The organism is Vibrio sp. D401a, assembly GCF_030248515.1.
Lineage (GTDB): Bacteria > Pseudomonadota > Gammaproteobacteria > Enterobacterales > Vibrionaceae > Vibrio > Vibrio rotiferianus.
Genome location: NZ_JAHGAI010000008.1, coordinates 218,207 through 232,457, shown reverse-complemented (window position 1 = coordinate 232,457; position 14,251 = coordinate 218,207). Strand labels below are relative to the sequence as shown.

Annotated in this window: 12 protein-coding genes; 11 read left to right on the top strand and 1 reads right to left on the bottom strand. The window is 46.9% G+C overall.

Translation table 11 applies throughout. The features are described 5' to 3' along the window. Positions 1 to 298: 298 nt before the first annotated feature. The 11 genes from KIV41_RS05280 to nirD all read left to right on the top strand — a co-directional run bounded on the left by KIV41_RS05280 (position 299) and on the right by nirD (position 13,747). Entirely contained in the window at positions 299 to 733 is a 435-nt protein-coding gene (locus KIV41_RS05280) for an N-acetyltransferase (RefSeq protein ID WP_252042649.1), read from the top strand. A gap of 290 nt (positions 734 to 1,023) precedes the next feature. Further along, the gene (locus KIV41_RS05275; RefSeq protein WP_285335830.1) at positions 1,024 to 3,687 is read left to right on the top strand and encodes a nitrate reductase; all 2,664 of its coding nucleotides are present in this window, start codon (positions 1,024 to 1,026) and stop codon (positions 3,685 to 3,687) included. 20 nt (positions 3,688 to 3,707) lie between these two features. After that, complete coding sequence (cobA, locus tag KIV41_RS05270) at positions 3,708 to 4,613, top strand: uroporphyrinogen-III C-methyltransferase (protein ID WP_285335829.1); 906 nt, start codon at positions 3,708 to 3,710, stop codon at positions 4,611 to 4,613. Then, positions 4,610 to 5,563, top strand: a complete 954-nt coding sequence (locus tag KIV41_RS05265) for a glycosyl transferase family protein (protein ID WP_104037393.1) — start codon at positions 4,610 to 4,612, stop codon at positions 5,561 to 5,563. Before cobA ends, KIV41_RS05265 begins: the two co-directional genes overlap by 4 nt. 229 nt (positions 5,564 to 5,792) lie before the next feature. Next, positions 5,793 to 6,710, top strand: a complete 918-nt coding sequence (locus KIV41_RS05260; protein WP_009704599.1) for a dienelactone hydrolase family protein — start codon at positions 5,793 to 5,795, stop codon at positions 6,708 to 6,710. Between the two features lie 73 nt (positions 6,711 to 6,783). Beyond that, positions 6,784 to 7,365, top strand: a complete 582-nt coding sequence (locus tag KIV41_RS05255; RefSeq protein ID WP_012129218.1) for an ANTAR domain-containing response regulator — start codon at positions 6,784 to 6,786, stop codon at positions 7,363 to 7,365. A 265-nt stretch (positions 7,366 to 7,630) separates the two neighbouring features. Continuing rightward, positions 7,631 to 8,995 (top strand): CmpA/NrtA family ABC transporter substrate-binding protein, encoded by a 1,365-nt coding sequence (locus tag KIV41_RS05250; RefSeq protein WP_005387573.1) that lies wholly within the window; start codon positions 7,631 to 7,633, stop codon positions 8,993 to 8,995. A 72-nt stretch (positions 8,996 to 9,067) separates the two neighbouring features. Beyond that, complete coding sequence (locus KIV41_RS05245) at positions 9,068 to 10,033, top strand: ABC transporter permease (RefSeq protein WP_005375889.1); 966 nt, start codon at positions 9,068 to 9,070, stop codon at positions 10,031 to 10,033. Positions 10,034 to 10,044: 11 nt separating this feature from the next. Then, positions 10,045 to 10,881, top strand: a complete 837-nt coding sequence (locus KIV41_RS05240) for an ABC transporter ATP-binding protein (protein ID WP_005450080.1) — start codon at positions 10,045 to 10,047, stop codon at positions 10,879 to 10,881. A gap of 10 nt (positions 10,882 to 10,891) precedes the next feature. Further along, the gene (nirB, locus tag KIV41_RS05235; RefSeq protein ID WP_285335828.1) at positions 10,892 to 13,411 is read left to right on the top strand and encodes a nitrite reductase large subunit NirB; all 2,520 of its coding nucleotides are present in this window, start codon (positions 10,892 to 10,894) and stop codon (positions 13,409 to 13,411) included. Beyond that, positions 13,412 to 13,747: a nitrite reductase small subunit NirD gene (gene nirD / locus KIV41_RS05230; protein ID WP_031412669.1), complete on the top strand. Its 336-nt coding sequence runs from the start codon at positions 13,412 to 13,414 to the stop codon at positions 13,745 to 13,747. 98 nt (positions 13,748 to 13,845) lie between these two features. On the opposite strand, the gene KIV41_RS05225 is transcribed toward nirD, so the two are convergent. After that, positions 13,846 to 14,250, bottom strand: coding sequence for a PPC domain-containing DNA-binding protein (locus KIV41_RS05225; RefSeq protein ID WP_064354658.1), 405 nt, complete (start codon positions 14,248 to 14,250; stop codon positions 13,846 to 13,848). Position 14,251: the final 1 nt, after the last annotated feature.

Genomic DNA, 14,251 nt, shown 5'->3' with positions numbered 1-14,251 from the left:
CCTGAGCTCAATGGTTCTAATAATAGGAAAACTAACGAGTAAGTAACGAGCCTTTAGTAGGCCCAGTTATGCACTTTATTATTGTTATTTCTATCTATAAGTGCTCGAAACATTCTACAAAATTATGACAATAAGTAAACCACATTAAGAATGCCGTTCCATTAATGAATAGTGGTTTTACAATTAACCTTTGACTCGAGATGATAAAGAACTATTAGTTTAACTAACTGAAAAATATTAAACTTTAGCAATAAACTTAGATGTTACACTTTAGAACAGAGCGTAGAACTAAAACACCATGGAATTAGTTATTACCCAAAAGTCAGATATTGACGCTATTTTTAAGCTAGAACAGAAATTATTTGGTCATCACGCTTACCCTCAGTTTTTCTTTCGACAAGCATTTGATTGCTGGCAACAGGGGTTGGTGGTTTCCAAACAAAGCGAGCAAGTCACTGGCTATATTTTGATGGCACAAAGTGATGAACAAAACACCCATTGGATCTTGTCACTTGCGGTAGATAGTCAGCATCGAGGAAAGGGGATTGCACGTTCGCTTGTGGGGAATGTGATCGCAAAAGCAAGTTCCGGTTCTGTTATTAAGTTAACTGTCGATCCAAACAATGCGCCGGCTTACAAGTTGTACACTTCGTTAGGCTTTAAGGTTCTGGAAAAAGAAGAAGATTATTTCGGTGATGGAGAGCCGAGACTGGTCATGGCACTAGCCCGTTAATCTTGCACTTCTGTGATTCAAACTCGCACCTAATCAGTGCATTGCCAATTATAAAGTGAGAGCTGGTTTTATTAAGTTATTGAAATATAGTGAAATATAAAATTGGCATCGGGTTTGCAATTTAGATTACGTTCATCGTTAACTCGATGCGCCGCTTTCCCTTAGCAGGCGGTTAAGCGGATGGGGTATTACTTTTTTGAGCTTTTATAGGCAATGCAGCCTCTCTCGTTTCGGGAGAGGTTTTTTTTCGCTTGTAGCTCGTCATTCTAAGGAAAGAATCAGGGGGCGGAATGTCGCAAGGATGCAAAAAAACCACTTGTCCCTATTGTGGTGTTGGATGTGGTGTCGAGGTCAATGCGAAAGGAATCGTTGGGGATGCGTGTCATCCTGCAAATGCGGGATCACTGTGCGTAAAGGGCGTCGCGTTGGCAGAGAGCTTGAATATGCCTTCGCGTTTGCTGTATCCAAAGTTTGTCACCAAGCAGCGACCTCAAGGGCAAGAAGTACAATGGCAACAAGCCACGGATCTAATTGCAGAAAAGATTCATCAAGCGAAAGCAGAGTTTGGACCGGATTCCGTCGCGATGTACGTGTCAGGCCAGTTGTTAACGGAAGACTATTACGTCGCCAACAAACTCATGAAAGGCTATGTTGGCAGCGCAAACATCGATACGAACTCCCGTTTGTGTATGTCTTCGGCGGTTGCGGCTCATGTACGAGCATTTGGTGAAGACGTCGTTCCCGTCAATTACGACGATATTGATAAGACTGAGCTATTGATAATTTGCGGTGCTAATACCGCTTGGACGCATCCTGTTTTATTCCGACGTATTCAACAAGCGAGAGAGAGCAATCCTAACCTCAAGCTGGTGGTCATTGACCCGCGTGAAACGGTCACAGCACAGCAAGCCGATTTGCATCTACCGATTAAAAACGATGGGGATGTGTCACTTTTTAATGGGCTGCTCAAGTTTCTTATCGAGCAGCAATACGTTGATTCTCAATACATAAATTCCTATACCGACGGGTTTGATGCGCTTGCAGAAGAAGTTTCTGACTTGCGTTACGATGTCACTAATTTGACGTCTTCCATTGGCATTTCAGAAGAAAAACTCACGACATTCTTCCAATGGTTTGCGCAAAGCCCAACCGCAATCACGTTGTTTTGCCAAGGGGTTAACCAAGCCGAAAATGGTGTCGACAAAGGCAATGCCATTATTAATGCACATTTGGCGTCAGGTAAAATTGCCAAGTCAGGTTGCGGACCATTTTCGATTACAGGTCAGCCGAATGCGATGGGCGGACGAGAAGTCGGTGGTTTAGCAAATCAATTAGCGGTACATCGTGCTTTTGACGCAGAGTCTATCAAGCAAGTGCAGGCGTTCTGGGATTCACCAGAAATTGCCACTCAGCCCGGTTTAAAAGCCGTTGAACTGTTTGAGGCGGTAGAACGTGGTGAGATTAAAGTTCTGTGGATTATGGCTACCAATCCCGTTGTCTCTTTACCAGATAACCAATTGGTAAAACGTGCACTAGAGATTTGTCCGTTTGTGATTGTTTCCGATATCACAGCGGATTCGGATGTAGCGCATTACGCGGACCTGTTGCTGCCCGCCGCTGGCTGGGGGGAGAAGCAAGGCATGGTGACCAACTCTGAGCGTCGACTTTCAAGGCAGCGTCAGTTTCAAACGCCTCCAGGTGAAGCAAAATCAGATTGGTGGGCGATAAGCCAAGTTGGACAAGCTTTGTGTGCATTGGAAAAGACACAAAATGGCTTTGCGTTTACTTCTGAGCGGGCGGTATTCAGAGAATATGCCGCGATGACAGGCATGAATGCAGATTCGCCATTGAAGCTAGATCTTTCTCAATACGCCAACTTAACCGAGCAAGAATACGAAGAGTGGATGCCGACACAATGGGGAGGAGAGCGTCCTTTTGCTGATGGTATCTATTCGCACCCAGATGGTAAAGCGCGTTTTGTCGTGACCAGTGAATCTCCAACGCGTTTAGAAAGAACAAAAGGCTGGTGGCTCAATACGGGTAGGCAACGCGACCAATGGCATACCATGACGCGCACAGGGCATATCGCACACCTTGCCGCCTCTGAGTTAGAACCAACCGTGTACATGAACACACTCTCTGCTACTCAAAATCGCTTAAAAGCAGGACAACTCACCAAGCTGTTCCAGCCTACTTCAAACACCAGTATTTATGCCAAAGTTGCCATTGATGAAGGTTTGGGTTTTCAGGAGCTGTTTATGTCAATGCACTGGGCGGGTCGATATGGCGGTGAAAGCAGCGTTAATGCGATATTAAACAGCGCAAAAGACCCTATTTCCGGGCAGCCTGCATTTAAGTCGTCTTATGTTGAAGTGCAAGATGCGGCGGTAAAAACCTACGGTATGTTCATCGGTACACAGTTTGATTCCGGTAAATTTCTGTACAGCGCATTTCAAGCAGAAAGCAATTTGGGTATTTGGCGCTTTGCACACGATAAGCGCCCAAAGAAGCAGAGTTTTTGTCGAACGGAAAAGAGCCGCAGAATTACGATAGATATTGCCCAGGGTTGGCTCGCGGTGGATTACGACCTTGTTGGAGACGTTCGTATCATTCGTTCTGTTTTAGTGGTGTCTAGTGAACCGATTCAAACCGACTACACGAACTTTACCGGCTTGATTGGCAAACCGATGGAGCTATCGCAACTGCTTACCATCACTCAATCGCAAAGCAGTGCCAAACTGGTTTGTAGTTGTTTCCGCGTCACCGATAAACAAATACATGACGCGATGGAGAAACAAGACTGCACGTCACTGACTCAACTTCAAAACAAACTCAAATGCGGCACTAACTGTGGCTCGTGCGTCTCTCAAATCAAACAAATGGTCGACAGCCATCAGCGTCAAAAGGGCAAACAGCAAGCGAGCCAGCAAAGTCTGGCGATTCAAATAAAGTAAGTCATAAAGAGGATAAGCACATGGAAGCGCCTTATCAAAAGTCTTGGTTTAAGAAAGGACAAGCGAGTCAGAAACAAGAACGCTCGTCTCGCTTTTCTAAGCATGATCAAGCAAGCAAACTGAACCAACTTTTAGAAGACCATTCAGTAGACCTGAACGCGAACCACAAAGGTTTTGTCTCGATTGTCGGAGCAGGGCCGCACGACCCAGACTTGTTAACCGTAAAGGCAGTGAAAGCGATTATGTCGGCAGAGATTCTGCTGTACGACCGTTTGGTTAACAAAGATATTTTGGAGTTGGCTTCGCCACAAGCCGATTGGATTTACGTGGGCAAAAGATGCGGACAACCTAGTATTGGTCAGGAAGAAATTTGTGACTTGATGGTATCCCTCGCTCAGCAAGGAAAGCGAGTTGTACGCTTAAAAGGGGGAGATCCTTTCGTATTTGGTCGTGGAGGCGAAGAAGCATTAGCGCTCGTCAAACACTCAATCGCGTACGAAGTCATTCCCGGCATTACCGCTGCGATTGGATGTGCAGCAAACAGCTTGATTCCGCTGACTCATCGTGGCGTTGCTCGCAGCGTTACCTTTGTGACGGGGCAAGTGGTAACAGGCTCATTTGAAGCGTGGAGCCAACTGATGCAAAGCGGACAAACGTTAGTCTTCTATATGGGGTTAGAAAAGTCATCGCAAATACAAACGGGATTAATCAACTCCGGTTTGAGAGCAGATTTCCCTGTCGCGATCATCACTCATGGTTGCAGCCCTCAACAACAAGTGCACGTTACACAACTCAATCAGCTCAATGATTTATCGATTACACTTAAAGGCGTGAGCCCAGCATTGATTGTGATGGGAGAAGTTGTCAAACTGCGCGAACAACTAATTGAAACCGTACAGTCAGTGACGGAATACGAGGGAATATGAGCAGCATTTTGGAATGTATTAGAACAGTCGGTCGTGGCGAACGTGGTAGAAAACCACTGAACTTTGACCAAGCGTTTCGAGTTATGGATGAATACCTAAACGGTGAGTGCGACGACGATCAGATGGCAATGCTGTTGATGCTGATCCGCGTACAGAACGAGACTCAACAAGAAATCGCTGGATTTGTGAAAGCATTCCAATCCCGCATGCCAGCTATTGGTGCAGATATTGATTGGCCATGTTATGCGGGCAAACGTGAAGCGGCAGGTCAGCCTTGGCATCTGTTGGCAGCGAAGATCCTTGCCGATAATGGCCACAAAGTGCTGATGCACGGCTATCATGACCGTCAATCTGGTCGTTTACACGCTGAAGACTACCTCGACAAATTTGCTATCAAGAAAGCGGAATCAGCAGAAGACGCAAAGCGTGTCTTAGAAACACAAAACATTGTGTATCTACCGCTAAGTTCGTTTGCACCCCAAGCAGAAACCATGATCGGTTGGAAGAATCGTTATGGGCTTAGAACGCCGATTAATACCGTGGTTCGTGCATTGAATCCGGGGCAGGCGACGGTTGGTATTCGTGGTAGCTTCCATCCGGGATTCCAACAACTTCATGCTGAAGTCGAATACGAGATTGGTCAAACCGCTCATGCCGTTGTGTCATTCAAAGGACAATCGGGTGAGTCAGAATACAACCCGAAAGTAAGTCAAACCGTATGGTTAAGCCAAACAAGCGGCGTGACATCGCACTACTGGACGGAGCAAATGCTGTCTGAGGTGCCAATGCCTGCGAACTGCCCGTTTGGGACGTCAGAAGATGACATGAACCAAATGGCGAATACGGTTCTCGCCACAATGACAGTGGTCTTGTTTGCACAAATGCACGACAGGGAAAAAGCATTCGAACGAGCTTTCTCTTACTGGCAAGCCTATTGCGGCCAGCAATAAGATACTATTGTCAATTAATGTAAAACCAACGACGCAAAGTTGTTGAATCTGAATCCATTATCTATTGTTTGAAGAAGGTAAAAGATCCTAGCTCGCCAATGATGTGTTTCACCACCTTGCTCCGTATCAGAGTGGTGAAACCGCAGTTTTAGCCTCAATCGCGTTCGTTTTTAGCTTCGCGTTTGAGAATGAGAAAATCCCATATGGTAAGACACAGAGGACATGGATAATGGTTCTAAAGCATACCACTCCTAGTGAAAAGGCTTCTCATCCGATCCCGCAAGAAGCCTTCGATTGGTACGACGAATACGCCCACGGAAAAATCTCGCGACGTGAGTTTCTAAATAGGCTGGGTGGCCTTGCTGTGCTTGGCTTTAGCATGACAGCACTGGTCGACGCGCTAACCCCGAATTATGCACTCGCAGAACAAGTTTCATTTAACGATCCTGACATCAAAGCAACTTACGAAACCTTTCCATCTCCAAATGGGCATGGAGAAGGGCGTGGTTATTTGGTGATGCCACAGAAGAAGACCTTAAAATCGCCGACTGTGTTGGTGATCCATGAAAATCGAGGTCTGAACCCTTATATCAAAGATGTCGCAAGACGACTTGCAAAAGATGGCTTTATTGCTTTCGCTCCAGACGCGCTTTATCCACTCGGCGGCTATCCGGGGAACGACGATGAAGGTCGCGCAATGCAGAAAGAGATGGACAGAGCCAAGATCGAACAAGACTTTATTGCAGCGGCTAACTTCCTTAAGCAATACGAGGGTGGTAACGGTAAATTGGGCGCGGTTGGATTCTGCTTCGGTGGATACATTGTCAATATGCTAGCAGCGGTAATGCCTGAAGAGCTCGATGCAGGTGTGCCTTTTTATGGAACACCAGCGGCACAAGAGATCCAAAAGCAAGTCAAAGGGCCATTGATGATTCACTTTGCAGGGCTCGATAAGCGTGTTAACGACACATGGCCTGCTTATGAGCAGCAATTGATCGCAACCGACGCACAGTATCAAGCGTTAATGTATGAGAACGTCAACCACGGCTTCCATAACGACTCAACAGCACGCTACGCACCGGAAGAAGCAGCACTCGCTTGGGAGCGCACACTCGGCTTCTTCAAAGAGCATCTAGCCTCTAGTTAAAACGCTTCAACCTTAGTTGGCACACTCCTTGTTATGTCTCTCTTAGTGAGTGAGATATAAACAAGGAATGTGCATGACTCAATCAACGTCAAAAACACCCATCATAGTATGCTGTGATAGCCTCCAAGAGCAGGCTCGATTGTCCGGCTTATTGAGCAAAGATTACGACAACATCATCGGCTGCCAATTGGCACAACTAGAAACGTTAATGCAACGAGAACCGTCAGCAAGCGTTGTAGTCGGATGGCAGCAGCCGACGGCAGAACTGCGTTTGATAGTCGATTTCTGCCGCAGAAAATCGGCACCACTTCTTATCGTCTTAAAGCAGTTATCATCCAATGATATCAATCGGTTATCAGAAAAAATGGACTATGTTCTTATGCCGCACGATAGTGAGTTTGCACTTCAACCTTGGATTGAACATGCGACATTAGTGAGAGCGAAATTCGAAAGTATGCAATCGGAAATTGAATCGCTGACCCACAAGATTGAAGAGCGCAAGCTGGTGGAAAAAGCCAAGGGTCTGCTGATGAAGATGCACAGCGTTGATGAAGATCAGGCTTATAAAGCGCTTAGAAATTCAGCCATGCAATCGAGCCAAACGCTCGCACAAGTTGCCAAGAATTTGATAACTACTTTGGAAGTGTTGGATTAGTCTTTCTACCACTTTGGGGTTAGAGTGCGTTTTCTAACGTGGTGCGTGTTGCACTATCAGCAAGCAATAACAGGGAATAACAAACGGCAAGATATACTAATCTATTGTATTTACTGTGAAAAATAAGTTGGCACAGTAATTGGATTAGAAGAATTGGGTTTATTGTTGAATCGCTTATCTCAATTATCAACGGCGGTAATTGTAGACTTAGCAACGGCGCTACTGCTCTTCGGAGTAGTGGCGCTTTTTTTATGGGAGCAAACCAATGAAATGGAGTTCGATGCTGAAAGTGTCAGCAATTTCGTTATCGGTATTCACCACGGTCAGCGTAAAGGCAGAGTTGGGAGAGCCAGAAATTGAAGACCTGAAGTTTGGTTTTATTAAGTTAACCGATATGGCACCGCTGGCGGTTGCTTATGAGAAAGGCTTTTTTGAAGACGAAGGCTTGTATGTAACTTTAGAGGCGCAAGCAAACTGGAAGGTGCTTCTAGACCGAGTCATCGACGGTGAACTTGCCGGTGCGCACATGCTTGCTGGTCAGCCATTGGGCGCAACGATTGGTGTCGGCACAAAAGCAGAAGTGATTACCGCGTTCAGTATGGATTTGAACGGCAACGCAATCACGGTTTCCAATGATACTTGGGAGCAGATGAAGCAGTACATTCCAAAGCAACCAGATGGCAAACCTGTTCACCCAATCAAAGCGGATGCATTGAAGCCTGTGGTCGACAGCTATCTGGATAAAGGCAAACCATTCAATATGGGGATGGTGTTCCCTGTATCGACGCACAACTATGAGTTGCGATACTGGCTAGCGGCAGGTGGGATTCACCCAGGTTTTTATGCACCAGAATCCGGTGACAACAGTGGTCAGTTGGATGCTGACGTTCTTTTGAGTGTTACACCGCCACCACAAATGCCAGCAACAATGGAAGCGGGCACGATCAAAGGGTACTGCGTAGGCGAACCATGGAACCAACAAGCCGTATTTAAAGGCATCGGTACGCCAGTCGTGACCGATTACGAGATCTGGAAGAACAACCCAGAGAAAGTGTTTGGTGTTTCTAAAGCTTGGGCTGAGAAGTATCCAAACACGCACATTCGCGTAGTGAAAGCCTTGATTCGAGCTGCACATTGGTTGGATGAAAACGACAATGCCAACCGCCAAGAAGCAGTGAAGATGCTGTCAAAGAGCGAGTACGTTGGAGCCGATGCCGAAGTTATCGCTAACTCAATGACTGGCACATTTGAATACGAGAAAGGCGACAAACGAGACGTGCCAGACTTCAACGTGTTCTTCCGTCATAACGCCACTTATCCGTATTACAGCGATGCGATTTGGTACCTGACCCAAATGCGTCGCTGGGGGCAAATCTCAAGCGAGAAATCCGATGATTGGTACATGGATGTGGCGAAAGAGGTGTACCGTCCAGATATCTACCAACAAGCGGCTCAAGCGCTAATTGAAGATGGAGTGTTGAGCAAAAAAGACTTCCCAGATTTCAGTGCTGAAGATGGTTTTCGTGCGCCACAAACACACTTTATCGACAACATCGTTTATGACGGTCGCGAGCCAAATAAATATCTAGAGAAGTTCTCTATCGGGCTTAAAGGAAAAGACAAGGTTTAACCATAACGATAAACGCCACAGGCGAGGGAATTCGCTTGTGGCAACAAGGATGTAAATTTCTTAGGAGTGAGTATGTCTAGTAATGTCATTTCCCTTTTTCCTGCTAAGCAGGTAGTGAACCGAAGTCGGTTGGTACTTTTGCCCGTCATTGGTTTGCTGATCTTTTTGGCAATGTGGCACTTGGCAGCGAGAGAAGTGCAAACCTCATTAGGTACGCTACCGGGGCCTGTGCAAACTTTTCAGCAGTTCAGCAACCTTGTCGATGACCATTGGCAAGAGCGAGAAAAGGAACAAGCGTTTATCGAACGTCAGGAAAAACGTAATGCTGCGAAGTTAGCCAAGAATCCGGACGCGGAAGTGAAGATTCGTCCCTACACAGGTAAACCGACGTTCTTCGACCAAATCATAACAAGCTTAGTGACCGTAACTGCGGGCTTTTTGCTGGCGACGGTTATCGCGATTCCGCTAGGCATCGTGCTTGGTCTTAATCAAGGGCTGTATCAAGCGTTCAACCCAATCATTCAACTGCTCAAGCCCGTATCACCTTTAGCTTGGCTGCCTATCGTCACTATGGTTGTAAGTGCCACTTATGTGAGTGATGACCCGATGTTTGCTAAGTCGTTCATCAACTCTCTGATCACAGTAGCGCTGTGTAGCTTATGGCCGACGCTGATTAATACCGCAGTGGGTGTAACGAGCGTTGATAAAGACTTAATCAACGTGAGTAAAGTGCTTCAACTTTCGTGGTGGCAGCACATTCGCACCATCGTTTTACCTTCTGCCATTCCAATGATCTTCACCGGTTTACGTCTCTCTTTAGGTATCGCTTGGATGGTATTGATTGCGGCAGAGATGCTCGCGCAGAACCCAGGGTTAGGCAAGTTCGTTTGGGATGAGTTCCAGAACGGCAGCTCGGCATCATTGGGTCGCATCATGGTGGCAGTCATCACTATTGGTTTTATCGGTTTGATGCTCGATAGAGGCATGCTGCAACTTCAAAAGTGGCTGTCTTGGAATAAACAACAAGCGTTGAGATAAGGGAAAAGATCATGGAAAAAGCATTATTAGATCTAACGCGTTTAGGGATGCGATTCCCAACGCCAGATGGCGAGTTCATCGCGCTTAAGAACGTCGATTTACAAATCAATAAAGGCGAGTTTGTATCCCTGATTGGCCACTCTGGCTGCGGTAAATCAACGGTATTGAACTTAGTTGCGGGTCTGCACATGCCAACAGACGGCGGCGTAATAGTCGATGGACGAGAAGTAGCTGGACCGGGACCTGACCGCGCAGTGGTGTTCCAAAACCATTCATTATTGCCTTGGCTCACCGTATATCAAAACGTTGAGCTAGCTGTAAAACAAATTGCCGGCAAAAAGGGCAAAGCGTGGATTCAGGAACAAGTGAATCACTACTTGGAGTTGATTCAAATGCAGCATGCCGCGCACAAAAAACCGGATGAAATCTCGGGTGGTATGAAGCAGCGGGTCGGTATTGCCAGAGCACTGGCACTTCAACCAAAGGTTTTGCTGATGGATGAACCATTTGGTGCGTTGGATGCGTTAACTCGTGCGCATTTGCAGGATGCACTGATGAAGATTCAAGCCGAGCTAAACAACACCGTCATCATGATTACCCACGACGTGGATGAAGCGGTGCTGCTCTCCGACAAAATCGTGATGATGACTAACGGACCGGCGGCAACTATTGGTGAAGTGTTAGAAGTGAATCTGCCTCGCCCTCGTGAGCGTGTCGCACTGGCTGATGATGCGCAGTATCAGAAGTGTCGACAAGCCGTGTTGAAGTTTCTTTACGAGAAGCAATCCAAAGTCGAGATTCCTGCTTCGAAAGAAGACAAACCCAAAACCGCAGCGCAAACGGCATAAGGAGGTAGCGATGAACAGTCCTTTAACGATTCCAGTAAAGAACGCATTGAGCCACATCGTTGTGGTAGGCAACGGTATGGTCGGGCAACACCTCGTCGAGCAGTTAGTGCAGAAAAACGCGCATTTGGAGCACCGAATTACCGTGATTGGTGCAGAGCGTTTTATCGCGTATGACCGTGTACAGTTGTCCTCTTTGTTCGCGGGTAAGTCTCATGATGATTTGATGCTGAGTAACCAAGAATGGTACGACATGCATGGCATCCAACTCGTACTTGGCAGCCAAGTAACAGGCATAGACAGAGAGCAAAAGCGCATTCTGCTTGATGGTGAAGATGTGCTGGGTTACGACCAACTCGTGCTCGCAACCGGTTCATACCCATTTGTGCCGCCAATTGAAGGTAAAGACCGCGCCAACGTGTTTGTCTACCGCACACTTGATGACCTTTCACAAATCAAAAAGGCATGTGAAGGCGCAAGAACAGGCGCAGTGATTGGCGGTGGCTTATTGGGTTTAGAAGCGGCAAACGCACTCAAACTATTGGGGCTAGAAACTCACGTCATTGAGTTTGCACCTCGCCTGATGCCCGTACAGTTAGATGATGGTGCTGGCTTAGTGCTAAAAGAGAAGATTGAAGCGCTAGGGCTAACCGTCCATACCTCGACGGGTACGGAACGAATCTGCGATGGTGAAACGGCTAAGCATCGTATGGTGTTTAAAGACAAAGATCCTCTCGAAGTGGATGTGATTGTCTTTTCCGCAGGCATTCGCCCTCAAGATGAGTTGGCAAGGCTGGCTGAGCTAGAAGTAGGCGAGCGAGGTGGCATTGTGATTAACAACCTATGCCAAACCAGCGATGAGAACATATACGCGATTGGCGAATGTGCCCTTTGGGAGCAGAAGATCTTTGGTTTAGTCGCACCCGGTTACACCATGGCGAGAACCACTGCTGATGTCTTGACTGGTATGCCAAGCGAAGGTTTTAAAGGCGCAGACATGAGCACCAAACTCAAGCTACTTGGAGTGGATGTCGCGTCTATCGGAGATGCACAAATGCAAACCGAAGGCGCACAAGAAATGGTATTGCAAGATGCGGTTGCAGGCATCTACAAAAAGCTGGTGGTTGATGCGAGCGGTACCCAATTGCTCGGCGCGATTCTCGTCGGTGATAATAGCGACTACGATGCGCTCTTACAGTGTTATTTGAACAAAACGGTCCTGCCAGACCACGCGGCGAACCTGCTGTTTGATACCGGAATGCTTGATGGAGAGATGCCAGACAGCGCTATCATCTGCTCTTGTCACAACGTCACAAAAGGCGACTTAGTTGCCGAGATACAAGCTGGCACTACCAACCTGACGGACCTTAAAGCCAACACCAAAGCCGGTACTGGCTGTGGTGGGTGTAGTAATATGGTGAAGTCGGTATTGGATACTCAACTGGCAGCTATGGGGGTAGAGGTTAACAACCACCTTTGTGAGCACTTTGAGTTAAGTCGCCAAGAGATGTTCCATATTTGCCAAGTGGAACAAATCAAAGACTTCGACACCTTAATTGCACTGCATGGCAAAGGGCATGGGTGTGATATTTGTAAGCCGACAGCGGCATCTGTGTTTGCTTCTTTGTGGAATGAACACATCATGGAGCCACAGCATCAATCTCTGCAAGATTCTAACGATGCCTTTATGGCGAACCTGCAAAAAGATGGCTCTTACTCGATTGTGCCTCGTGTTCCGGGCGGCGAAATTACACCAGACAAACTTATCGTGCTAGGCGAAGTTGCTCAGCAATACGATCTATACACCAAGATCACTGGCGGTCAGCGCGTGGATTTATTTGGCGCGCAGTTAGAACAACTCCCAGAAATCTGGCAAACCTTAATCGATGCTGGTTTTGAAACAGGGCACGCCTACGGAAAATCGGTCCGCACCGTGAAATCTTGCGTCGGTTCTACTTGGTGTCGCTATGGTGTTGATGACTCGGTCGGATTAGCTATTGAGTTAGAGAACCGCTACAAAGGATTGCGAGCGCCCCATAAGCTTAAGTTTGCCGTATCGGGCTGTACTCGCGAGTGTGCAGAAGCGCAAAGTAAAGACATTGGGGTGATCGCCACCGAAAACGGCTGGAATCTATACGTTTGTGGTAATGGCGGCATGAGACCACGACACGCTGATTTGTTTGCATCCGACTTATCCAAATCAGAGTTGATCACCATGATCGACCGAGTATTGATGTTCTACGTCAGCACCGCAGATCGCTTGCAGCGTACATCGGTGTGGATGGAGAACATGGAAGGGGGCTTAGATTACCTTAAACAAGTGATTTTGGATGACTCTCTCAACCTATGTGATTCTTTGGATGAACAAATGGCGCGCGTCGTAGAGACCTATCAATGTGAGTGGAAGAGTACGTTGGATAATCCTCAAAAACTGCAACGCTTCCGTCCTTTCTTGAACAGTACGTCGGGCAGCAAAGTCTTGCCGTACCAACGTGTGCGCGGTCAGCGTATTCCAGTGAAACAGGAGGTGTAAATGGCAGCTTTAACCAAAGTGAAATTGTGTCAGCTTGATGACCTAATGCCGTTCATCGGTGCCACGGTGTTGATTGAAGGCGAGCATGTGGCGTTGTTCTACATTCCCGATAACGGTGTTTACGCTGTTCAGGATTGGGACCCAATAGGTAAGGCTTATGTAATGAGTCGAGGGATTGTCGGTGATATTGATGGTGAGATGTGTGTTGCATCACCACTGTACAAACAGCATTTCAGTTTAAAGAGCGGGCAGTGTTTGGAAGACGAAGCGCACTGTCTAAAAACGTGGCAAGTAACGGTTGACGATAATCAGGTTTGTTATTTAGTCGAAGAATGATCTCCGAAGTTAGCTTGCTCGATATGAGTGAATGCTTAGCGTAAGAGATAAGCGAGTAAAGCTCCAGAGACCACACTGTAAGGCTCTGGAGCTTTTAATTATTTGGAAGGATTCACTTGGAGTTCGGTATAGCCAGTCGAGTCGTCCATCGCTCTAGTGAACTCAAGTTCTGAGTAAGAATGGATGATCAATTCTGCGGTAGTATCAATCACTGTGTCTTCCAGCAAATGCCCACCCCAAACTCGTCCTTCACAATCAGACACCGAGATATGAACGTGTTGATGTTCAGCCGTTAGGGTTCCCATCACAGAGACGATTTCAAATGGCTCTTGTTTGGTTAACGTACTCTCTGCTCCTGCCAAACGAAGGTTGAGGTGAGAGACACAGCCAACGCATGAAGCAATCGAGCCTGCTTTGATACCATGCTGCTCGACCAATTTCGCTAGGCTCAGCTTTAAGTCCATGCCTTTGGTAAGACGTACTGCTATCACTTCAATCGACATG

Coding starts and splice junctions, on each gene's coding strand:
- KIV41_RS05280 (WP_252042649.1), top strand. CDS start 299: ATGGAATTAGTTATTACCCAAAAGTCAGATATTGACGCTATTTTTAAG.
- KIV41_RS05275 (WP_285335830.1), top strand. CDS start 1,024: ATGTCGCAAGGATGCAAAAAAACCACTTGTCCCTATTGTGGTGTTGGA.
- cobA (WP_285335829.1), top strand. CDS start 3,708: ATGGAAGCGCCTTATCAAAAGTCTTGGTTTAAGAAAGGACAAGCGAGT.
- KIV41_RS05265 (WP_104037393.1), top strand. CDS start 4,610: ATGAGCAGCATTTTGGAATGTATTAGAACAGTCGGTCGTGGCGAACGT.
- KIV41_RS05260 (WP_009704599.1), top strand. CDS start 5,793: ATGGTTCTAAAGCATACCACTCCTAGTGAAAAGGCTTCTCATCCGATC.
- KIV41_RS05255 (WP_012129218.1), top strand. CDS start 6,784: ATGACTCAATCAACGTCAAAAACACCCATCATAGTATGCTGTGATAGC.
- KIV41_RS05250 (WP_005387573.1), top strand. CDS start 7,631: ATGAAATGGAGTTCGATGCTGAAAGTGTCAGCAATTTCGTTATCGGTA.
- KIV41_RS05245 (WP_005375889.1), top strand. CDS start 9,068: ATGTCTAGTAATGTCATTTCCCTTTTTCCTGCTAAGCAGGTAGTGAAC.
- KIV41_RS05240 (WP_005450080.1), top strand. CDS start 10,045: ATGGAAAAAGCATTATTAGATCTAACGCGTTTAGGGATGCGATTCCCA.
- nirB (WP_285335828.1), top strand. CDS start 10,892: ATGAACAGTCCTTTAACGATTCCAGTAAAGAACGCATTGAGCCACATC.
- nirD (WP_031412669.1), top strand. CDS start 13,412: ATGGCAGCTTTAACCAAAGTGAAATTGTGTCAGCTTGATGACCTAATG.
- KIV41_RS05225 (WP_064354658.1), bottom strand. CDS start 14,250: ATGTCGATTGAAGTGATAGCAGTACGTCTTACCAAAGGCATGGACTTA.